General features: G+C 49.0%; 16 protein-coding genes. 6 read left to right on the top strand and 10 right to left on the bottom strand.

All coding sequences use genetic code 11. The features are described 5' to 3' along the window. Positions 1-46: 46 nt before the first annotated feature. On the bottom strand, positions 47-532 hold the full coding sequence (locus tag EYO21_09555; GenBank protein ID HIB04051.1) for a hypothetical protein: 486 nt from the start codon (positions 530-532) through the stop codon (positions 47-49). Continuing rightward, the gene (locus tag EYO21_09550; GenBank protein HIB04050.1) at positions 533-2,482 is read right to left on the bottom strand and encodes an acetoacetate--CoA ligase; all 1,950 of its coding nucleotides are present in this window, start codon (positions 2,480-2,482) and stop codon (positions 533-535) included. Positions 2,483-2,594: 112 nt separating this feature from the next. Here EYO21_09550 and EYO21_09545 point away from each other — a divergent pair, with 112 nt between their 5' ends. From EYO21_09545 to EYO21_09535, 3 genes are all read left to right on the top strand, one after another. After that, entirely contained in the window at positions 2,595-5,318 is a 2,724-nt protein-coding gene (locus tag EYO21_09545; GenBank protein ID HIB04049.1) for a pyruvate, phosphate dikinase, read from the top strand. Positions 5,319-5,382: 64 nt separating this feature from the next. Then, the gene (locus tag EYO21_09540) at positions 5,383-7,008 is read left to right on the top strand and encodes a M28 family peptidase (protein HIB04048.1); all 1,626 of its coding nucleotides are present in this window, start codon (positions 5,383-5,385) and stop codon (positions 7,006-7,008) included. Positions 7,009-7,032: 24 nt separating this feature from the next. Beyond that, positions 7,033-8,727, top strand: coding sequence for an amidase (locus EYO21_09535; GenBank protein ID HIB04047.1), 1,695 nt, complete (start codon positions 7,033-7,035; stop codon positions 8,725-8,727). Between the two features lie 77 nt (positions 8,728-8,804). Here the strand turns inward: EYO21_09535 and EYO21_09530 are convergent, their stop codons facing one another. The 7 genes from EYO21_09530 to EYO21_09500 are packed head-to-tail and all read right to left on the bottom strand — an operon-like array spanning position 8,805 to position 16,428. Next, positions 8,805-9,737: a hypothetical protein gene (locus EYO21_09530; GenBank protein HIB04046.1), complete on the bottom strand. Its 933-nt coding sequence runs from the start codon at positions 9,735-9,737 to the stop codon at positions 8,805-8,807. Positions 9,738-9,750: 13 nt separating this feature from the next. Then, on the bottom strand, positions 9,751-11,328 hold the full coding sequence (locus tag EYO21_09525; protein ID HIB04045.1) for a hypothetical protein: 1,578 nt from the start codon (positions 11,326-11,328) through the stop codon (positions 9,751-9,753). A 28-nt stretch (positions 11,329-11,356) separates the two neighbouring features. Continuing rightward, the gene (locus EYO21_09520) at positions 11,357-12,175 is read right to left on the bottom strand and encodes a hypothetical protein (GenBank protein HIB04044.1); all 819 of its coding nucleotides are present in this window, start codon (positions 12,173-12,175) and stop codon (positions 11,357-11,359) included. Beyond that, positions 12,157-12,942, bottom strand: coding sequence for a motility protein A (locus EYO21_09515; GenBank protein ID HIB04043.1), 786 nt, complete (start codon positions 12,940-12,942; stop codon positions 12,157-12,159). Before EYO21_09515 ends, EYO21_09520 begins: the two co-directional genes overlap by 19 nt. A gap of 3 nt (positions 12,943-12,945) precedes the next feature. Beyond that, positions 12,946-14,325, bottom strand: a complete 1,380-nt coding sequence (locus EYO21_09510; protein ID HIB04042.1) for a tetratricopeptide repeat protein — start codon at positions 14,323-14,325, stop codon at positions 12,946-12,948. Position 14,326: 1 nt separating this feature from the next. After that, entirely contained in the window at positions 14,327-15,298 is a 972-nt protein-coding gene (locus EYO21_09505) for a tetratricopeptide repeat protein (GenBank protein ID HIB04041.1), read from the bottom strand. Then, positions 15,295-16,428: a carboxypeptidase regulatory-like domain-containing protein gene (locus EYO21_09500; protein ID HIB04040.1), complete on the bottom strand. Its 1,134-nt coding sequence runs from the start codon at positions 16,426-16,428 to the stop codon at positions 15,295-15,297. Before EYO21_09500 ends, EYO21_09505 begins: the two co-directional genes overlap by 4 nt. A gap of 166 nt (positions 16,429-16,594) precedes the next feature. On the opposite strand from EYO21_09500, the gene EYO21_09495 reads away from it, so the two are divergent. The 3 genes from EYO21_09495 to EYO21_09485 are packed head-to-tail and all read left to right on the top strand — an operon-like array spanning position 16,595 to position 20,433. Beyond that, positions 16,595-17,527 carry a hypothetical protein gene (locus tag EYO21_09495; protein ID HIB04039.1) on the top strand — a complete coding sequence of 311 codons (933 nt, stop codon included), beginning with the start codon at positions 16,595-16,597 and terminating at the stop codon, positions 17,525-17,527. A gap of 29 nt (positions 17,528-17,556) precedes the next feature. Beyond that, on the top strand, positions 17,557-19,056 hold the full coding sequence (locus EYO21_09490) for a hypothetical protein (protein HIB04038.1): 1,500 nt from the start codon (positions 17,557-17,559) through the stop codon (positions 19,054-19,056). A 15-nt stretch (positions 19,057-19,071) separates the two neighbouring features. Further along, the gene (locus EYO21_09485; GenBank protein ID HIB04037.1) at positions 19,072-20,433 is read left to right on the top strand and encodes an alkaline phosphatase family protein; all 1,362 of its coding nucleotides are present in this window, start codon (positions 19,072-19,074) and stop codon (positions 20,431-20,433) included. A 29-nt stretch (positions 20,434-20,462) separates the two neighbouring features. Here EYO21_09485 and EYO21_09480 read toward each other — a convergent pair whose 3' ends face one another. Next, positions 20,463-21,902, bottom strand: coding sequence for a sodium:solute symporter (locus EYO21_09480; GenBank protein HIB04036.1), 1,440 nt, complete (start codon positions 21,900-21,902; stop codon positions 20,463-20,465). Positions 21,903-21,913: the final 11 nt, after the last annotated feature.

Here is a 21,913-nt window from a genome sequence, read left to right as displayed (position 1 = left end):
AAATTGCTTATTGATGAATTTACTGCAACTGCCCTAGAAACACCTCTTATTCAAATCGTCTCCTTGCAGGCCAGAACCACCGCCTATAAACAAATAGAATGATCAATCCAGCCAAGTTCGGGAACCACACTATAGGCTGCCCCCAGCTGATACCATCTACAGTAAAATCCGACAGAGGCCAGAATATCTTTGAAGGGAAGAACGCCCGTGTGTGGAACGGGAAATCCAGCAGAATATGGAAAGGCCACCCAAGCATGGCGAAAGCTAGATCTTTCCGGAATCGACTGACAATTCCGATAGCCACAAACGCACTCACAAAACTGTGTGAGATATCATAATTGATGAACACCCACCACGGTATTGTCTCCATCGGCGGCGGTCCCATCCGAAATTGGAGGGTGGCCAGGCGAACAAGAAAAAGAATTCCAAACGAGAAGAGATCAGGCGCGGCACCAAAGAAAAGGGCAAACCACGGATGCCCGCGATAACCAAAAAGTCCTCTACCCCAGAATGCGTGACTGAAGGTGTCCATCTAGTTCCTCAACGCCTCTAAATTATTATAAAATGAAAGTGATTCAGGGTTGGCCAGTGCATCCCGGTTTAGTACCTCATCACCATGAATAATCTTCTTAACAGCAATTTCCACCTTTTTCCCGTTGATAGTATAAGGGATGTCAGGTACGACAAGCATTTTTGCCGGCACGTGTCGAGGTGAACAACCGGAACGAATGGCCTCCTTTAATCTGCTCTCCAGATCAGCACTGGCTTCTTCTCCTTCACTCATTTTGAGGAAAAGGATGACCCGCTCGTCACCCTCCCACTGTTGGCCTATTGCAAGGGAATCCTCTATTTCAGGAAAGGCCTCCACAACACGGTAGATCTCTGCGGTGCCGATGCGGACACCGGCGGGATTCAGTGTTGCATCACTGCGGCCGAATATTTTCACACCGCCATGCTCATTGATTGAAATGTAGTCACCGTGAGCCCAAACACCGGGAAAATCAACTAAATAGGCATTGCGATATTTTGAACCATCCGGGTCGTTCCAGAAAGTGACAGGCATGGAGGGGAATGCCCGCGTGCAAACCAGCTCCCCTTTTTCATTAATAAGTGACTTACCAGTCCCGTCAAAAGATTCAACTTTCATGGCAAGCCCGCGGCACTGAAGCTCACCCCTGTAGACTGGCAACGTAGGGTTGCCTCCTGCAAAACACGATATAATATCTGTTCCGCCGGAGATAGAGGCAAGCAGAACGTCTTCTTTCACACTATTGTAAACATAATCAAAACTCTCCTCCACCAGTGGCGAACCGGTGGAAAGGATAGTTTTAACTAAGCTGAGATCGTGTCGCTCTTTGGGTTTTAACCCGCGCCCCTGGCAAGCGGCGATGAACTTAGCGCTGGTTCCGAAAACGGTAATACCAAAATCCTCAGCCATTTGCCACATGGCTAACGGCTCAGGGTGAAAGGGAGAGCCATCATACAGTACAATTGTTGCACCCATAGCCAGATTGCTCACCAACCAGTTCCACATCATCCAACCGCAGGTGGTGAAGTAGAAGACGGTATCTTCGTCATTGATATCACAATGAAGACGCAATTCTTTCATATGTTGGAGCATCGTACCACCGGCACTGTGGACAATAGATTTCGGTAAGCCGGTGGTGCCGGAAGAATACATAATGTAAAGAGGATGATCGAAAGCCAACTGCGCAAAATCAATAGCGGGTGTCTTAGCTGACAGGAAGTCTTCATAGAGGATCCCCTGTTCAATGCCTGACAGATCCGGATTCTCTGATTCAAAAGGGACAATGACCACTTTCTCTACGCTGGGCAGTTCAGTAAGAATCCCTTTCAGCTTATCCAAGGAATTAACAGGCTTCCCATTATACTGGTATCCGTCAGCTGCAAAGAGAACTTTTGGCTCAATCTGGCGAAAACGGTCCAGCACACCTTTAATTCCAAAATCGGGCGATGAAGAGCTCCAAACAGCGCCTAAGGAGGCTGCCCCTAACATGGCAACAATGGCTTCAGGAATATTGGGCAGAAATCCAGCCACCCTGCTGCCTTTCTCAACACCGGCCTCCTGAAAAGCTGCTGCCATCTTCTCTACTTCACTATACAATTCGGCATAAGTAATGCGCCTGTCACTTTTCCCTTCCGCCCTTGAAAGAATTGCGGTGTGGCTGTCCCGGCGGCGGAGCAAGTTCTCTGCAAAGTTCAGCCTGGAGCCGCTGAACCACTTTGCCCCAGGCATTTTGGTTTCATCATCCACCACCTGGTGGTACCCCTGTGATACAACAGGATCACTAAAAGCCCACATAGTTGCCCAGAAATCGGAAATCTCATTAACAGACCAGTTATAGAGATCCGAGTAATCGTCCAGACCGAGTCCGAACTTCTTATTCACAAATAGCCTGAACTGATTCATCTGTGACTTCTCTGCCCGCTCTTGTGAAGGCCGCCACAATATTTCCGACATTATCCTTCCCCCATAATCGATTGGCCGGAATGGTACACACCGCTTGTCTGAAAATCAACTCAATTAGCCGTTGGTTCAACTTGTACCTCACTCTAAATTCCTCGTTAATTTATTGGGCCAGAGGAAAAAACTTTTGCAATACGTATACTTTTTCGGAGACTCAAAAGCAGACGGCACCGCCGCAATGAAAGAACTGCTCGGTGGCAAAGGGGCTAACTTAGCAGAGATGACAAACCTGGGGATTCCAGTCCCGCCCGGTTTCAGCATTACCACGGAAGTGTGCACTTATTATTATGCAAATGAGAAAAACTTTCCGCCTGAATTACAGAATCAGGTGGAGGAGGCTATTTCTAAAACTGAGGAAATTATGGACCTCAATTTTGGTGACCCGGGAAATCCCCTCCTCATGTCCGTCCGTTCCGGTGCCCGTATTTCCATGCCTGGAATGATGGAGACAGTGCTGAATGTAGGTCTTACTTCAAAAACTATTCCGGGGCTTATAGAAAAATCCGGCAACTCCCAATTTGTCTACGATGCCTACCGGCGCCTTATAATGATGTATTCAGATGTGGTCATGGAGAAAGCCGGCGGAGTGGAACCTAATAACGGGATTCCCATACGGGAGCAGCTGGAGAAATTCATTGACCAGCGGAAAGCAGAGAAAGGTGTAACCCAAGATACGGAATTGGACGGTGACGACTGGAAAGAGCTCTCAGAACTCTTCAAAACCACGGTGAAAGATGTTCTGGGAAGTGAGTTCCCCGATGATCCTCATGAACAATTATGGGGCAGTATTAGTGCCGTGTTCCAATCCTGGAACGGGAAAAGGGCCATCTCCTATCGCCGTATTGAAGGCATCCCAGAAGAGTGGGGAACAGCTGTTAATGTGCAGACAATGGTGTTTGGCAACATGGGTGACGACTGCGCCACCGGTGTTGGTTTCACCCGGAACCCTGCTACAGGGGAGAACCAGTTCTTTGGTGAATGGCTTTCCAATGCCCAGGGTGAAGATGTTGTAGCGGGCATCCGGACTCCCAACCCCATCAACCAGTGGGGACGGACGAAAAAAAACAGGGAGCTTCCCACCCTTCATGAGGCCATGCCCTCGATCTATGATGAGTTGGACGGGATCCGGTCAAACTTGGAAAAACATTACAACGATATGCAGGATATCGAGTTCACCATTGAGAGCGGCCGCCTCTGGATGCTCCAGACACGGGTAGGCAAACGGAATGGCATGGCCGCCGTAAAGATGGCCACAGATATGCTTTCTGAAGGGCTCATTGACAAAAAGACAGCCGTGGGCCGTGTAAAACCGTCCCAACTGGATGAGCTTCTTCACCCTATGGTGGATTCGGAAGCGGAAGTGACAGCCACAAGGCTGGCGGATGGTCTGCCGGCGGGGCCCGGCGGGGCCACAGGTCAGATAGTGTTTACGGCGGACGACGCCGAGGCCTGGGCCAAGGACGGAAAAAAGGTCATCCTTGTCCGTAATGAAACATCACCGGAAGATGTTCACGGCATGCACGCCGCCGAAGCCATTCTCACAGCCAAGGGAGGTATGACTAGCCACGCTGCACTGGTAGCCCGAGGATGGGGTAAATGCTGCGTGGTGGGGTGTGGCGTCCTGAACATTGACAGCCGCAGTAAAAAAATGACGGTAGATAGGCGGACCCTGAATGAAGGAGATGTAATCACCCTCAACGGTACAAAAGGTGTGGTCTATTTGGGTGAGCTGGCCCTGGCACAGGTCGACCTCAGTGAAAATGAATCTTTTAACAGACTCATGGAAATTGCAGATGACTTCCGGACACTGGGCATCCGGACAAACGCTGAAAGACCTGAAGACGCAGCCCAGGCCCGTGCTTTCGGCGCCCAGGGTATAGGTCTTTGCCGGACAGAGCACATGTTCTTTGACCCGGAGAGAATCCTTGCCATACGGGAAATGATCGTGGCTGAAAATGAACAGGCCCGCCGTAAAGCTGTTATGAAACTTCTCCCCTTCCAACGGGAAGATTTCTACGAGATCCTGAAAACAATGCATGATTTTCCAGTCACAATCCGGCTGCTGGATCCTCCGTTGCATGAATTCGTCACTTTGGCTGAAGACCAAATAGAGGAGTTGGCAGGAGAACTGGGAACGGATGAAGAAAAACTGAAGGCCAGAATTGACGCTCTTCATGAATTGAACCCCATGCTAGGGCACCGCGGATGCCGTTTGGGGATTGCCTACCCCGAGATTACTGAAATGCAGGCGAGGGCCATTTTTGAGGCCACCGCACAGCTTACCAAAGAGGGAGTCAATGCACTGCCGGAAGTGATGATTCCACTGGTGGGAACGCAGGCTGAATATGATCATCAAGAAACTATCGTGCGGAAAGTAGCAGAGAAAGTAAAGAACGAAACTAATATTGAGTACCCCTACCTCGTGGGGACCATGATTGAGATCCCGAGAGCATGTCTCACCGCTGATGAGATTGCCCGCAAAGCTGAGTTCTTCTCTTTCGGCACTAATGATCTTACACAGACCACTTTCGGTTTTTCCCGGGACGACATCGGCGGTTTCCTGCCGGCTTACCTTGAAAAAGGCATCTTACCGGAAGATCCCTTTCAGTCGTTGGACCAGTCAGGTGTGGGGCTGCTCATGGAGATGGCAGTAGAAAAAGGTCGCGGTGAAAACGGTGAACTAAAGATCGGTATCTGTGGTGAGCATGGTGGTGATCCCGCCTCCATACATTTCTGCTACAGGATAGGTCTGGACTACGTGAGCTGTTCACCTTTCCGAGTCCCCATTGCCCGTCTTGCCGCTGCCCAGGCGGTGATTGAAAATAATTAGCTAAGTTAGCAATAGGACCTCCAATCTTTTTTCTATGAAGGTCCTGTCTTAACTTCGCTCTGCCGTGAAAATTCTTACTGTTACAGCCTTTCCCTTCTCCTGCCTGCTGGCTCAGGCGGGAATCTATTTTTCACCCACGTTTGACATTGAGGAAGCCCGCAGTGGAATGGCGTCTATCTCAAGCACTGGCCTCGAGGCACACCTCACTTTTTTAGCGTCTGATGTTACAGAAGGCAGAGCCACCGGCGAACCGGGACTTCAGATCGCGGCCGAATATATCGCCTCCCAGTTCAGGCGCCTGGGCCTCACACCCCTTGGTCCCGACAAATCATACTTCCAGCGATATGAGCTGGTAAAAACAAAATTGGGAAGCGATAATGAACTTTCCCTCCTTGTAGATCACGGGAGCGGTTCTGTCCGGGAGCGGTTCCAGTACGGCGAGGATTTTTTCGTCTCTCCCCGAGGATTGACGGCCAGTATGGAAGTGCAGGCGCCTGTTGTGTTTGGCGGGTACGGCATTACGGCCAAGGAGCACCAGTATGACGATTATGCCACAATAAATGTGAAGAATTCCGTTATCCTCATTATAGACGGTGAGCCGGAGCTAGACAATCCGAGCCGGTTCAACGGCTCAAAAGATACCCGGTATGCGGACCTTAGACAAAAGCTAGACGCCGCAAAAAAGAATGGTGCCGCCGCCATACTTGTGGCCTCTAATCCCAAATCCGATGAACTTTTTTCCGACAAGTTCAAGCGGTGGAAAAGCTGGCTCCGACGGGAGGGCATGTCACTCCCCACATCAGAATCCACTGTCCCTGTCTTAACCATTTCCGAGACAACGGCGGATCGGATCGTGGCCACTTCAGGCAAAACAGTGAGAGAACTCCAGGTGGAGCTGGAGGCAGAAGGAAGATCCAACAGCCAGGCACTGTCAGGAAGTTACGTGCGACTCAATGTGGATCTGGAAAAAGAGGCCATCGCATCACAGAATGTGGCAGGCTATTTCCCAGGGAGCGACAGCTTTATTGGGCACGAGACAGTTGTTATCTCCGCCCATTACGACCATGTAGGGAAAAATGCGGAAGGAAAGATTTACTATGGTGCTGATGATAATGGCACAGGAACTTCCGCTCTCATGGAAATCGCCGAAGCTGTGGTAAAGAATAAAAACGGGCCAAGACGAGGATTTCTTTTCCTGGCTGTTTCTGGTGAGGAAAGAGGGCTTTTAGGGTCAAAGCATTACGCCAGAAAGCCGCTTATTCCCCTTAATAACACAGTTGCTGATCTCAATATTGATATGGTGGGAAGGAATGCTCCGGACAGTATCTATATTATCGGCTCCAACATGATCAGCCAGGATCTCCACGAGATTAACGAATACGCCGCCTCCAGTTTGGATGATATCTCCCTCAACTATCGGTACAACTCCAAGGATGATCCTGAAAGATTTTACTACAGGAGTGACCACTACAACTTTGCCCAGTACGGTATCCCCATCATTTTCTATTTCGCCGGGACACATGAGGATTATCACAAACCGACGGACACGGTTGACAAGATCAACTTTAATAAACTGGCAAAAGTGTCCCGTCTCGTCTACCTCACTGGGTGGAGTGTTGCCAACAATGACATCCGGCCGAGAAAAAACGCCGGCCAGCTTCCAAAACTTCCCGATCAGATCAAATACTGACCGGGGACTTTACCCTTGCTTAATATGAATAAAAACAGAACCATTCTGTTTTCATACTTGGTCCCTTTTCTCTTTTTCTTAGCCTGTGCACCCATGAAAAGTGCAAGAGAGGAGAAAACCCAGGATGCAGATTTCACCAAATTAGATATAATGGCATCTCAGCGCATGTTGGGGCTTGACTTCACTGCGGAGGAGATTGACACTATGTATAATTATCTCCTCCGCAACCGTGCCAATTACGACACCATGCGAACATTTCCTCTAGATTACAGTGATCTGCCGGTGATACAGTTCAACCCTCATCCCACCGGTTTCCAAGTCTCCGTGGATCAGAAACCGGTCACCTGGAAAATTCCCGATGGCGTATCCTTGCCGGAGGACAGTAATGACCTCGCCTTCTATTCCGTTATGGAACTGGCCGCTCTGGTGCAGTCACAACAAATCACTTCCGTACAACTAACACAATTTTTCCTTAAACGGTTGAAAAAGTACGACCCCATACTCAAGGCGGTTATCACCTTAACGGAAGACCGAGCCATGAAAAGTGCCCACCAAGCCGATGAAGAGATTACCGCTGGCAACTACCGGGGCCCACTCCATGGCATCCCCTACGGGGTGAAGGATGTTATTGCTGTGGAAGGATACAAGACCACCTGGGGATCTGAACCTTACAAAGACCAGGTGATTGAAGAGACGGCAACAGTGGTAAAAAAACTGGACGCCGCCGGTGCCGTGCTGGTGGCCAAACTCACTTCCGGGGCCCTAGCCCGGGGCGATGTCTGGTTTGGGGGGAAAACTATTTCCCCTTGGGACACCACACAAGGGAGCAGCGGTTCCTCCGCCGGCCCAGCCGCAGCAACAGCCGCTGGGCTGGTTCCTTTTGCTTTAGGGACAGAGACCTGGGGGTCCATCGTCTCTCCCTCTACACGGTGCGGAGTGACGGGTCTTAGACCCACCTACGGCCGTGTGAGCAGAACGGGCGTCATGGTCCTCTCCTGGTCCATGGACAAAGTAGGCCCCATCTGTCGCTCTGCTACGGACTGTGCCATTGTATTTGATACTATTCGAGGTAAGGATAAAAAAGATCCTACGACCACTGAAGCCTCTTTCAATAATTTCTGGGCCAGCCCTGGTCAGGAATTAAGGGTCGGTTATCTAGAAGAGGCTTTTAAAAAGGACACCACAGATTCAGGAGCAAACGGCCGGGCCGCTCTGGCGGTGTTTACTAATATGGGTATTGAACTTAAGCCGGTGAAACTCCCGGAAGATTTTCCTTTCCGTACCTTCGATATTATACTGAGGGCTGAGGCTGGTGCTTTCTTTGATGAGTTGTTACTCTCTAACAGAGATGACCTCATGGTTGAACAGACGAAACGTTCCCGAGTCAACTCCCTGAGGCAGTCCCGTTTTATTCCCGCTGTTGAGTACCTCCAAGCCAACCGTCACCGGGGCAGGCTCATTGAGGCCATGCATGAGCTGATGAAAGATTATGATGTGATCATTTCACCCCAGCGGGGCGGCAACCAGACCCTTATTACCAACCTAACGGGCCACCCAGCACTATCTATCCCAGCCGGGTTTGATAAAAAGGGAAGGCCAACAAGCATTATTCTTGTGGGTAATCTTTATGATGAAGCATCCCTTCTGGAAGTGGCACGGAAGTTTCAGAAGGAGACAGATTTTGAGAGTGCCCACCCACCGCTTTTCAGCGGATCATAATAACTGAAGTAAAAACCGGAAATCAGATAATATCTGATTCCTCGGCAGAAAAGCTTATTAGAGGGTCAGGTATTGGTTTATTCAACCATTTCGGCAGAGCCAAGAAGGTCTTCCAGATTAAATCTGCCGTCCTTCTCCATTTGCCGAGCGGCGTCAACAATGGACTTCTGAGCTTTGTCCACATCACGTTTCGCTGCCGCACCTTCCACCGGTTCAAACATGGCCTGTTTCTTTTTAGGAAGGTTTTTTATTACCTTGTCCACTTCTTCTTGACTGTAGCCCTTAAGGGAAAGAGCGACGTTATCAAGCTCCACGGAGTTCATAAGATCACGAAGCAGATTTTCAGGGAAATAGGAAAGAATATTGTCAAATGTAAGGTGGTACTTTTTAATCTCTTCTGCCAACTCAGGGTTCTCTCGGGTGATGGTTTCCATAAACTGCTCTTCCTCAAAAGAAGACATCTGCCCAAGAAGACCCGCCACATCCTTCCCGCCGCCGCGGGCAAACTCTACCCCTTTCGGTAGGTAGAGCGACTTTGTCCTGAGCTGACTGGCCACATTCACAATCCCCTCAAGAGGAACATTCTGCAATGACCCGATCTGTATCAGTACCTGGCCCTTAGTCTCAGGATTTAGGCGTTCCAAAACTTTCATCTTGCGCTCAGACGAAACCTGAGCAAGGGCGATGGCAATGATGCGCGGCTCTTCCACTTCCAGTAAAGCAATGAGCTGTTCATCAGCCAATTCCTCAAGGAAATCAAACGGCTTCCTCGATTCTGGTTCTCCCTCACTTTTCAGCTTTTGAGAAATGATACCAAGGTAAAACTCATCCAATATCTGCTTTTTTAAAGCAGTGGAAACAGGCTCCATCTCCCTATCTCGCGCGCGAATACGACGAATATCTGATTCGCTGAGACTCTTTAACAGTTTCACTGCAACACTCTCCCCGATGATGGAGAAGAGGACAGCAACTTTGTCAATTCCGGCTAGTTTGTAGTATTCAGTAATCATTGCCTGTGCCTACCTACTTCTTTTTCTTCTTTTTCTTCTTTTTACCATCATCCTCTTCAGCCTCTGGAGCCGGTGCCGGTGTAGCAGCCGGTTCTTCCGGCGGAGGAGGTGCTTCTTGCTCTAACCAATCCTGAACTACGGAAGTGGCCACCTCTGGGTCACCCACACTCATGCTAACAACAGACTCGCGAGTTTTACTCACTTCAGACTGGAGAACACTGGGGTCCTCTTGAAATGCCGGAGCCGGGGTGGGCGGTGCCGCAACAGGGGCAGCCATTGTAGCTGTGGTAGCTGTGGTAGCTGTTGAAACATCCCCGTTACTATTTTTCATTGCTTTTTTTTTCGGTGGCTGCATCATCCATGGCGGTGGCATAACATACTTGGGTTTGGAACGTCCGTTGAACAGAATCACCGCTGCCAAGGCCAGAACAGCTAACAATGAAATGGCACTCATGAGATAAATGGGAATATTACTCATCCCGCCTCCCATGCTTTCCATTTCTTTTTGTGCCTGTTCAAGCATGGCCAGTTTTTCTTCAATCAGAGAATCCAGTGCAGCTTTCTCCACTTCTTTGCTGGTCATGGCTTGCACAGCCACTGCTTGCTCTTCCTCAGAGAGCTGAGGCCCCGTAAGAACATCTCTGAGTTGAGAGATCTCATCAGTCAACTGGTTCATCCGGAGTGAATCTCTTTCAAGCAATGCTTTCCGCTCGTTATCAAATTCCCTGGTCATCCGGTCATTTTCAAGTCGATCCAGTTCAGCTCGCCAGACAGCACGTTCTTCTTCCCGGCGCCGGGTTTCTTCACCCTTCCAACTCTCAAGTTCCATACGCCAGTCTTCCGCAACCTGCGCCTCAGCATCAGCCTGTTTCTCCTCCAGATGATCGATCTTTGCAGCAATAGAACGGAGTATGATAGACTCCGCCGTCCGCTCATCTTTCCTTTGACGGAAAGAGGCGGTCATCACAGAAAGCATATCTCCGCGATTTCTGTCAAAATGAGATGCCACCATAATAATCTGTCTTACGTTTTCAATGAGCTCAGGTGCAGAACCTTCGGGCAAAATACAGCTCACCTCCAGTCTCTCAATAATAGGAACTGAAGCTTTCGTATCCTTGTAGGACTGACTCAAAATCTGAGAACCTTCCCTGGGACCTTTAGGTGCTGCCACCAGCATATCAGCTGGCTCTTCAGCTACAGATTCCACCACAGGCTCTTCATCTTCCATACTCTGAAAATCGAATCCCGGTATGGGAATACCTGTCATCCGTGAGCGTGGCTCTCGAGATTCAGATGTGATGGGAATGGATCTTTCCGCTTCCTGTCTGCCTGACATGACTGCTGACTTCGCATCATCAGAACCTGCCGGACGAAAGGTCACTTCCTCCGTTATAGTAGGCGTGAACTTAAGGTCCACAGTCACATCAAGGACATACCTGTGATCGTCCATGATTTTCTGCAGAGCCGATTCGATTCGGCTGCGCAGGTCGTTCTCGAGCATCAATTTCTGGGCTAGGTAGGTTGACTCCTGGGCCGTTATGCTCGCTATGAGTGTGAGTCCTATGAAGGACTTAATAATCCGCATTTTCATTTTACCGCTCTCCCTTTACCTCGGAATATTACTGTTTTACGGGAGTTTCCTCCTCGATTTTAGACAATTGTGATCCCGAAATACCGGACGCAAGAAAGGTGATTTCCACGCGACGATTTCGGGCTTTCATTTCTTTTGTAGCATTAAGCTCTGCGATGAGCTCATCATTTATTACTCTGTCTTGTGGTCGATCTCTCGGCACATATTGCGCATAACCGACAGATTGAAGCCTCGTGGGGGACACCTCCATATTTATCAGCTGTCTTACCACAGCAGAAGCCCTGGCGCCTGAAAGTTCCCAGTTTGAGGGATATATTGACTGTATGGATTGAGGAAGTATATCTGTATCTGTATGTCCTTCTACAGCCACCATGAAATAGGAAGACTGAATGGTGGGCACAATTTTGTCTAGAACGTCCACGATCCCTGACTTAAGGTTAGCAGAACCAGAGGAGAAACTGATATCTGAGGATATGCCGATAGTAACACCTTTGGGCCCAGTTGTCACCTCTACGGGCTTTTCTCCCGTCTCAGGATCAGCTTCCATCTCTTCTACCATTTTTTCTGCCGCTTTCTTCACATCAGACAGGGACATGGACTGATTGTCCAATTTTTCCTTTTTGCCTACCGATTTACCCATACCATCAGCCATTTCCTGAAGCTTTACCGGATCAATTGTAGATATCGCCGCAAGCAATACGAAGAACGCAAAGAGCAAAGTCATCATATCAGCAAAGGTGCCAAACCAGCCAGGCAGGCCTTCATCTACCTGGTCACGGCCTTTAGCTATATATTTTTTCTTTTCTTGGGCAGTAGCTGCCATGAGGATTATTCTTCTCTCTTCCACTCCTTCGGAGGAATGAACGAATTTAATTTTTCTCTAACGATAAGAGGGTGTTTGCGCTGGTGGATCAACCGTGATGCTTCCACTAGCATGGCTTGTGCCGTGCTTGTCTGGCTAATACGTGAATTCAGTTTTGCTGCCATGGGCAAGAAAAAAAGATTTGCCATAAGTGCTCCATAAAAAGTAGTGATAAGAGCTGCGGACATACCAATTCCAAGGGCGTCAGTACCACCGCCCTCACCGCCGAAACCGGACAGCATGATAACCAGGCCAATAAGCGTACCAATCATTCCCCAAGCCGGCGACATGTTTCCCATGGTTTTAAAAAGTTCAGCCTGACTCTTCTCACGGATCTCTCTGTAATCAATTCGTGTATTAAGAATGTCTACAATCTCTTCTTCTGAGTATCCATCTATCACCATTTGAACTCCGTCTCTGAAGAAAAAATTTTTGACGCTTTCAACACCTTTTTCCAGGTCCGCAGCGCCTTTTCGCCCCACATCGGCCAAATCAACCGCTTCGTCTACCAGCCCGCCAAGCTTTTCGTCTTTGCCTTTAAAAACAGCACCCATGGCTGCCCCCAGTTTCAGTACTTCTGAAAGAGGAAAGGCCACCGATACGGAAGCAATCATCCCCCCGAATACAATGACAAAACTGGAACCGGAAACAAAGACCATGGCTGAAGCACCAGCTGCTATAGCGGCCATGGCAATACCCCCAATAGTGAAGCCAAGCCCTAAAAGAATTCCTACGAGTGTGGCAATATCCATGAACTAATCCTCATCTCTGGAGAAACTTGTTGTTTTAAGTCTATTCTCATGAAGAGCCTTTAAAATGTTTCGCACATCATCATATTCTGGATCCATCTGGAGAGCAAGATTCCAGTTAATTGTCGCTCTCTGCGGATCGCCAAGCTGATAATAGATAGATCCCCGGCGAGCATAGGCAAGAGCCAGGTTGGGGTTCATATCAAGGGCTGTCTCCACTTCCTGAAGTGCTTCCCTGTAGTCTCCGGAATGAAAATAACGGAGCGACCGGGACAGATGGCGCATGGCGCGGTTAATACTTTTCTGCGACACATTCTTTTCAAGGTTAAGTGATTTCACAGAATCTGCCAGGGAAACTGACTTCTGTTGCAAAAGGGAAACCTGCGTGGCAAGGTTTCGCACTTGGTGTCGTGACAATTTTAGTGAATCCCGCAGTACAGTTACTGCACCGTCCGCTGCCATGAGTGTTGAGTCGATGATACCGATCCCCGGGCCCGCAATTCTATCAGGCACAGGTGACGGCGCTCCTGGAAGACCAGGTAACCCAGGCACACCCTTCGGGATCGTCATTGTGAAATTCATCACAAGACCGGGGTGCTTTGCATCATATTTATTAGAAAACTCAGGCAAATTTTCTATGTGGGTGAATCCTAGGCCCAGGCGGTAATCCGAGGTAAGGGGGATGCGGAGTCCCACATTGAGGCCTGCACCGTCGAATTCACCCACAAAATCTATTCCGCCCCACTTGGGCATGAATGGTGTCTTTAGCAAAACGCCAGCGAAGACACCTGCACCCATCCCCTGCGATACGGTGTCAGCCTCAGCAGTACCGGGAGCAAGGGCTGTGGGCTGTACAGAGAAGCCACCAGTCCCAAACCCCATATAGGTACTCATGTGATACTGGCCAAATTCTTTCTCGCTCCCCACGGCGACAAAGAAGGTAAGCTGCTTGGGATCGAGCCTTAAACCTTCGCTTGCATCATTTTCAAAAATGACGTCATGCAAACCAATTGTGACTGACATATCCTGACGAACAAAAACTTTGTACTGTGTATGAAAGCCGAACTCCACTGGGGGAATATAAGTCGACTCTAGAATCTTCTCCACTGCTGTGGTGTCCGCCCCTTGTCCGGAAGAAAAACCAAGGGTAAAACGGTCGGAGACATCCATACTGAAAAAGACCCCCTTCGCCGTATTGAACGGTGAAAAGCTGTGAACCTCTGTAGTAAAACCGGAGGTAAATAGGTAGGGGGACCGTTTAATAAAGGTGGTTGGGATTTTCATCATGAAACCTGGATGAGTGAACGACACACGCGTCACCGCAGACAGATGAGCCAAAAAACAGAGGGCAAGAACGAGAAGTCTTAAAAGTCGCCGCGATATCATCTCATTTCACTCCCTTCCTCAGCTCCATTTGGGCAAGGCGGAGATATTCACTGTCAGGGAAAAAGTCAATGATTTCAGCAAAGGCTTGCTGCGATTGGTTATACTCTCCCATCTCTCGGTACACCATGCCGGTGAGGGCCATGGCGTCATCACGTTTATCAGATTCGAATAGCACATCAACCCATTGTAACAGGCGTAACGCCTCACGGAAGTTGTCCAGGCGGAAGTAGCATTCAGCAAGCCAGTAGAGAATGTTGCCGGCTGTGATATCATCCAGTTCAGCCAGGGACAGTTTCTCAAAATGTCCAACCGCTGCACCGTAATCTCCCCGCTGGTAAGCAAGAACACCGTTCATGTAGACCATCCTGTTGAAAGGTGGCGCTTCTGAAGTCGTCACAGCATCTTCTTCAGGTTCTAATACCGTCAACTCTTCCAACGTAACACCGGGAACAGGTGGGGCGATTTTTTCCATCACAGAAGGAGAAAACGCTTCTGCGATTACAGGTGCCTCCTGCGCAAGAAGATCGGAGATCATGCCCCGCAGATCCTTGTTTTCTGTCCGGAGTGTTGTCATTTGAGCACCAAGCGCCTTTTCTAACAAAGTGATACGGTCATTTATACGCCGGAAATTCTCTTCTTTAAAACCGGTCATTTCGTTATGAAGATTTGTCTCAAGACCTTCAATTTTTTCATGAATCCGCAGGAGTGTTTCATGCAATTGTTTGGTGGTCGCCATGTAGACCGATCCGCTAGGCTTCTTATCAAGAAAAAAGGAAGCTTCCTCCGGAGGTGATTTGATATAGCGGTCTACTTCCTCTTTCCCTGTTGCGGGTTCAATGACCACGCCCAGATCAAGAAAAAAGGCATCGGAATTTGAAGAGAACGCAGATGACGACTGCTGACCAATAAGAGTGGAAAAAACAAAGCCGAGAATCAAGAACGACCTTAGCCAGAGACACCAGCTGTTACTCATTCGTACTCTTCCCAGTCAATAGTATACGAATAACCGAGAAATGACCCCACATCAGCGGGAATGATAAGTTCAAAATTCCCTGTGGCACCCGGGAGAAGTGAAGAATCGGTTGTAATCCCGGAATCAAAAGTGTAATAAGAACCAGCTACGAAAGTTGTAAGTGTTCTGGTCTCACCACTCCAGTTTTTCCGGATAACAAAGTTAACTTTAACAAAATCGGCCCGGTGGCCGCCTACATTTTTCACCTGCCCCGCCAGTGCAACGTTATTAGATCGGTCCTTTTTCTCAGAAATGTTGCCTACAAGAACAATATTAGCGGCCCTACGACGGCTGGAGGCGCGGTCAGCAGATTCGGCAGAAACATAACGAGGCTGAGCTAGCTTGGGCATGGGTGGAGGACTGTAAGATTCCCGGATCTGCTCCGGTACATATTCAGGCTCCTCCTGTGCCATTACATTTTCCACGATCCTCACAACAGTACTCCTGTCAATGACCAGGTAGCCCACAATTGTTTCCACCTTCAAGATATCCTCATCCTGATAGACCACTTTGCCGAACATTGTACTACCGTTATCAAGAATAATCTCTTTCTGGTAAATGGAGAGTGGGTTAACCCACATTTCACTTCTGGCCTGAAGGTCCCGGACCTGCCCTGACATATGATCCAGCTCAGCCGCCATTTTCTTCAGCTCAAAACTGATCTCAGTCATCACATACTCTTCCTGGGGCAATCGCTCCGCTGGTCCTTCTTCCTCACCTTCACCAACCCCAGCAGCAGCCCTTCTCTTTGGCGCAGGTTCAGCACCAAGCGTCAGTTCAACACCTTTAACATTATCTTCATCAATAGTCACTTCCTGGGTCGCTTCGCCGCCGTCACCACTGGCCTTGAGAGTATAAGTTCCTGAATCTATTTTTTTGAATTCAAAACCACCTTTCCCGATCCTTTTCTTAGTGGTCTCTTTCCCCACCTCTTCACCATCGGCATCCAGTAGGACAACCTGGGCTGCGGGTACACCCTCACCTTCAAGGTCGATGACCTTACCGGAAATCTTGTACGTCTTAGCAGGTAGAGCCGTTGTTAAGAAAAACAGGCTTGACAATATGAATACACTTTTAGCTATTTGCTTCACAGCTTACCTCGAATTTGTCATTTAGCTATCTACCCCGGATTAGGGAGGCCAATCGTCCCGAGTGTAACCTGTTTGTGTCATATATGTCAAGAAAAAATGCAAAAATGCAAAAGCCTCAGATTGTAAGCCATGCAGTTTTTAGTAAGAGTCTGTAAATTGTTTAACAGTGATAGACAGATATACAAAGTACGACCACCTGTTTCACCACCTTATCCCCAACGCTGTAGGCGATATTAAGATTTTTTCAAAAGAAGATGACTACCTCATTCAACAAGATTATGAGGCAGTGACGGAAGCTGAGCTGGAAGTTTGGCAAAGACTCTTTGACAATCTCGAAAAGCCTCTTAAACGATATGCCAGTATGGAATACCTGGACGGTCTTAAAGCGTTAGGGCTCACTGCTGAAAAGTGGCCCAACTTCACCGAACTTTCACGCCGTACCAAAGCTGCAAGTGACTGGAAACTGACACCTGTTGCCGGCTTTTTGGAGGAACGGCCCTTCTTCGAATTAAACGCTAACCGGGAATTTCCCGTTACAGATATTATTCGCCAGTCAGAGCGACTTGAGCAGAAATATGAAAGCACTCCCATCGCTAACACGGACGAATACACGCCGGAGCCAGATATTGTTCACGACATCCTTGGTCACACACCTTTGCTGATGAACAAAAAGTTTGGGGACTTTCTGTGTGATGTAGGCAAGTTGGGATTGGAACTCCTTAATGACGAACGTGAGCTCGGGCCGGATCTTATAGCACACAATCTAAAACGTCTCCAGAATTTTGTCTGGTGGGGTTATGAATTTGGTATCCAAAAAAAGCAGCTTGGCAGCGAGGAACGACGGTTTCTGCTTAACGACATTGACCACGAGATTTTCGGTTCTGGCATTATCTCAGGTTATGATGAAGTAATGAATGTAGTCGCTTGCAGCAAAGGCGAGTCGGATTTTTCTCAGTTCCTTCAATTTGATATGAAAGAAGTGGTTATGACACGCTTCGACTATAGTAACATTCAAGATCGTTATTTTATCCTCGACTCTATGGACAGTCTTTACGATAACTTTTACAACAATCAAGATTTGTTCTTCTTCGAGGGATAAACTTTCTCAACCTCTTTAAAATCCACACAATGAAGAATTTACACAGACTGTTTATACTCACAATTTTCACTGTGCTCAATCTGGTTGGTAGTCAATCCCTAACTGGTGACCGGGGCCGTCTCATATCATCAGAACTTTTAGAGCACAAAACAGCATACCAGATTGACCAGGCACTGTCAGGTTCAATCATTTTCTTTAGAGCCACATACGGCGCATCCATTTATAAGCTAATTTATGAAACCATCGACCCTAACGGAGAGCCCACCATCGCATCAGGATCGGTTACAGCCCCGAAAAAACCGACCTTTGCGCTACCCACACTCAGCTTTCAATCGGGAACCATGATAAAACGGGACGAAGCGTCCTCGGCCACAGGGTTTGATGGTGGGTACGGAATTGTTGCTATGTGGACTGCTTCTTCTGGTTACTTGACGGTCATACCCGACTATCTGGGTTTGGGTGAATCTGAACTTTTCCACCCCTATCAGATGGCCAAACCGAACGCCACCGTCATTATCGACATGCTTAGAGCAACCCGTACTTTCTGCGACCAAGAGGGGTTAGAGACTAACGGACAGCTTTTTCTCACGGGCTATTCAGAAGGCGGCTACACCATGATGGCTGCCCACAAGATGATAGAAGAAGAACACCCGGAAGAATTCACCATAACAGCCTCAGCCCCGGGAGCGGGTGCCTATGATATGTCTGGGGTCATGGTTGATCTCATGCTATCGGGAGAAGAGTATCCCTCACCCTTCTATCTCCCCTATACGCTTTTCGCATTTGACGAATACTATAATCTCTGGGAAAGTCCATCCGATTTTCTCAAGGAAGAATATGCCACATTGCTCCCGCCACTGTTCGATGGAACCCACTCATCCAGCGAAATAAACGCTGCCATGCCTGCAGTACCCATGGAGATTATGGAACCGGACGTTGTAGATGCGTTCAGCAAAGATGAAAATCACCCCCTTCGTGAGGCGTTGCGTGATAACGATCTCTACGACTGGGCGCCTCAGTCACCCATGCGTCTGTTTCACAGCACTGGTGATGATCTGGTCCCTGTGGAAAATTCACGACTGGCTTATGAAACATTCCAGGAAAACGGCGCTACCCAGGTTGAATTGTTCGAGTGCGACTGCGGGACACATGGAGAAGCAGCCGCGTTACTGCTTTTCAGTGGGTTTGCATGGATACAGGGTCTAACGGACAAGAGCCAACCTCTACGGGTGGCTGATAATATTACGCCTGAAGGCTACAGCCTTCTATCAGTCTATCCTTCACCCTTCAATAGCTCCACAAAGATTAGCTTCACTCTCAATGAGCGTTCCGATATAAAGATCTCAGTCCTCGATCTGCTAGGCAAAGAAGTGGAGATGCTTGCTAGAGGCCCTTTCCCGGCAGGTCACTTTGAATTACCTTGGAATGCATCTCAATTTGCCGGCGGACTCTATATTATCACACTGGAGCGGACCAACTTTCATGGCATGATTGAGCGACACTCCCGGAAAGTTCTCTACTTGAAGTAGGACGAGGTCAGAACCATAGGACTCTCAGCCACCCGTTTCACTCTACTTGCTTTCCTTTTCTCCTGTCTGTTCATTGTCGGCTGCCTCCCCAAAGGAAAACCTTCAGATCCTAGGGTAATCCTCATCTCTATAGACGGCCTCCGGGCTGACATTTTTACCAACCCCGAAGTAAACGGATTTTCAACAGAGGATCTACTCAGCTTGAACAAGATGGCGGCTGAGGGCGCGCATATAAAGGAAGTGACTACTGTGTTTCCTTCCCACACCTTCCCGGCCCACACTTCTATGGTAACAGGACGGCTTCCTTTTGAACACGGGATCAACCACAACCACCCGTTCGACCCCAAACGTAACTTTGAGCCATGGTACTGGTGGGCCGATAGTCTGAAAGTCCCTACTGTCTTTCACTTGGCTCAGAAGAAAGGTCTAGTGACGGCGGCCACGCCTTGGCCGGTCTCCGTGAACGGTCCGTTTGACTACCTAATTCCCGAAATTGAGCCGGTGTGGGATGAAAAGGAGTCAACTCTCGATCTTGTGCGACAACATGATCGACCTTCAATGATGATTGAATATTTCTCTTTTTTCAGTGATCTCAACTCCAGTGAAAAATCGACTCACGGCTTTCAGAGGGACCTGAACCTGCACCATATTTTCAAAACTATCTTCAGGAAAGGCCTCCCTCATCTCACAGGTTATCACATTTTCCAAACAGATGACGTACAACACGCATACGGCCGGCATCACGACCGCGTCCGGGAAGCATTTCTGTTCGCTGATTCACTGGTAGGTGCCGTCATGGATCTGATCACCGAACTCAACCAGTGGGACCAGACAACACTCATCGTCACCGGAGATCACGGACACGTGGATCACCACACCGACATCCGTCTCAATGCTCTTTTGCATGAAAAAGGACTCCTCACTATAGAAAATGGGGGTATCACCAACTGGGAAGCAGTGGCTCACCCGTCCGGCGGGGCAGCTTTTATTCATCTGAAAAATCCCTCTGACGCCGCAGTAAGTCAAAAAGTGAGGTCTCTACTGGCAAATGTAGAATGGGGGCGGCTTGTTGAAGGGTCAGACCTGCCGGCAACGCTGAAAGGCTACGGCGAAACGAATTTTGTCGTTCTGGCTAAAGACGGCTACAACTTTCCCGGCGAGCTGGACCAGCCATTCATTCATCCCCATCCTGGCGGTGGTCACGGGGGAGACCCGAATAACCCTCAGTTAAAATCAACACTCTTTGCCATGGGACGGGGGATTCGGTCTGGTGCCACCGTAGAATCGAGCCACATCACACAGACAGCTTCACTCATCGCCAGACTCCTCGATCTAACGCTAGAGACAGACCGGCTGGTACCTAATATTCTTAAATAGAGCACTGAGTAAATAGCTTCCCCGCTGAGCTAGGCGATTATGAGGTATAAAACAACCGTCACAGCGGCACCTACAGATGCATAGGGAATCTGCGTCCTGACGTGATCGATGTGATCGGAAGCCGATGCCATGGAAGAGATGATGGTGGTGTCCGAGATGGGCGAGCAGTGATCACCAAATACCCCACCCCCCAGAACAGCAGCAAGAAACATGGAAGTACTTCCCTCCAAAGTCGCCGCCATGGGAACCGCTATGGGGACCATGACAGCAAATGTCCCCCAGGAAGTTCCAGTTGAGAACGCCACAAAACATGAAATGAGGAAAAGCCCTATGACTGCCATCTTTGTACTAAGGACTCCCGAGATAACACCAGCCACATAAACGCCGGTCCCCAGCTGGCGAACTGCATCCCCCAGTGCAAAAGCCAGTAGAAGCAAACTGACCACAGGAATCATCCCGCCCATCCCCTTGAAAATAAGATCCACAAATGTGTTGAGTGGGAGTCCTCTAAACAGATTAAGGGCTGCCAAGACCACTAGACTCATTATCACCGCCCAAAGCACCGCCGTTGACCCGGAGCTGGCTTTGATTATGTCCCAAAGCACTGCCTCCTCTCCTACATTCAGTCGGCCCGTCACGTAAATCCCCACTACAATGCTCACCACCATGGTAATGACAGGTGCAACAAGATTCACCGCACGGTGTTGAATTCCCTCCAGGGGCTTCACACCCACCACATCGTCTGCCACCATGGGCCGGGCATCATCTCCGTAAACTTTTCCCTCATGCTCAGCCCTTAGCTCGGCCGCTTTCATGGGGCCCAAGTTCCATTTGCGCACGATGCTCAGGAATACAATTACAATAGCCGCCATTGGATAAAAATTTACCAGAATGCTCTGAAACAACACAGCCACCGGTGATTCAATTCCTTGAACCGCCAACAGACCGATAATAAACGCTCCCCACCCGTTGAACGGAACCAAAATACAGATTGGGGCTGAGGTGGAGTCGCATATATAAGCCAGCTTCTCCCGACTTACCTTAAAACGGTCTGTGAGGGGCCGGCCAACAGTCCCCGCCACCAGAGATGTTATGGAACTTTCTACTGTCACCAGTACACCTACCAGAAAAGGGACAAGTTGCGCCTGGGTTCTGTTTCGGACCCATCGCTTCTTCTCAAGCCAGTTAACAAATCCCTGAACGCCTCCCGTAGCACTCATGAGTGTAAGTGTACCTCCTACGGCCAAGCTGTAGAGCAATATTCGTGTGTTACCCGCATCGGAAAAAACATTCACAATACTTGCCACCGTGGCACCTGTTGCACTTATGGGATTCCAGTTGTTCAGTACCAGCCAACCGAGCCATAAACCAAATAGTAGTGCTGGGTAGACCTGCTTTTTCCAGAGGGCCAGGCCAAGAGCTCCCACCGGTGGCAGAAGAGACCAGAGGCCGTAATGTTCAGGAGTCAAAATGAATGAGG

The organism is Candidatus Neomarinimicrobiota bacterium, assembly GCA_012964825.1.
GTDB lineage: Bacteria > Fidelibacterota > Marinisomatia > Marinisomatales > S15-B10 > UBA2125.
This window is presented reverse-complemented; position numbering and strand designations above follow the sequence as displayed.